The sequence below is a fragment of the Cysteiniphilum marinum genome (assembly GCF_014857925.1).
GTDB classification, from domain to species: Bacteria; Pseudomonadota; Gammaproteobacteria; order Francisellales; family Francisellaceae; genus Caedibacter; species Caedibacter marinus.
The window spans coordinates 1-1,333 of the sequence record NZ_JACYVZ010000099.1 but is presented as its reverse complement, the minus strand read 5'-3'; the positions used below and the strand labels follow the sequence as shown (position 1 = coordinate 1,333).

The window sequence follows — 1,333 nt, the reverse complement described above, 5'->3', positions numbered from 1 at the left end:
GAGTCCATTCCTAAAAACATACCTATAAGATAAATTTTATGCTATAGTGCAAAATAAACTTATTTGCATTAAGGTATCATCATGGCGCTAAAACAAAAAATAATTTCTCAGATTTATGACGATCAAACGGGAGAAGTTTTAAATACGGAAATCATTGAAGACAAGGCCATCAAATCACCTAAGTCTATTGAAGAATTGGGCTATAATCATGAGGAACAAATCAATTTACTTCAAAAGATACAAGATGCATTTTTAGGTTCACAAATAACTATTTTTCCTTATCCTCAATCGTGCCCCAAATGTGATACTAAACTATATAAAAAAGGCAAAGCTAAATCCACTTTTAATAGCATTTTTACTGACCATGAGATTCACTTAACTGCTTTTAGATGTATAAACCCAGATTGTAAACACGTCATTGAATTAAGCTTACAAGGTGTTTTTGGTGACTACCGTCATCCGGATTTAGTAGAGATTCAAACAAAATTAGCTGCTGAACATTCTTTTGTAAAAGCACAAGAACTTTTACGTCTCCAGAATAAAAGACACCGCTCTGTTAATGGTCAAGTTAATTTGAAACGTATCACAGAGAAAGTAGGGACATTCCTTGCTGAGATTCACCAAGATAAGACATCTTTAGATACTAAAGACATAAAAGACCAGCCCAGGCTGATTGTTCAAGCAGATGGTGGTCATATTAAGGATAAACATCCTGATAGATCGACTTTTGAAGCCATACTGACTACGGTATATTCGCCCACTAATGTTGAGCAAAAGAAAAGTAAAAGTGGTTGTTTAAAAGGAGAGATAACCCAGAAAAGCTTTGCTGCATCAAGCTTTAAAGATCACCATAAAAGCATCAAAAATATGTTGCTGGTTTCTGCAATGAAAGAGGGTTTGACTAAAAATACCGAAGTCACCGCGTTTGCGGACGGAGCTAAGAACTGTTGGAGTGTTATTAAGTCATTAAAGTCACACTGTAAATCATTAGAGTGTATATTAGATTGGTATCATATTAGAGTAAGATTTGACAAAATAATAAAGCAAATGAAGAGTGAATATACTGATAAACTGGAAAGTATTAAATGGAAGATTTGGCATGGTAAATCTGAAGAGGCATTAGAGCGATTAACCTTGATGTATGGTGAACTTATTACTTCTGATTTTGCAGATAAGTTACACCAATTATTAAAATATTTAGCCAATAATAAGGGATATTTAGTCAATTATGAAGCTAGGAAAATAGCAGGTAAACCTTTTACTAGCAGTGTCATTGAAAGCGCAATTGAAACCGTTGTTAATGCTAGGTTCAAGAAAAAACAAAAAGCACAAT

The 1,333-nt window shown here is 33.7% G+C and carries 1 protein-coding gene; it reads left to right on the top strand.

The genetic code is table 11. The annotated features are described in order from the left end of the window. Positions 1-81: 81 nt before the first annotated feature. Positions 82-1,333, top strand: a 1,252-nt coding sequence (locus IE867_RS14445) for an ISKra4 family transposase (protein ID WP_192485403.1), incomplete at its 3' end; no start/stop codon positions are given.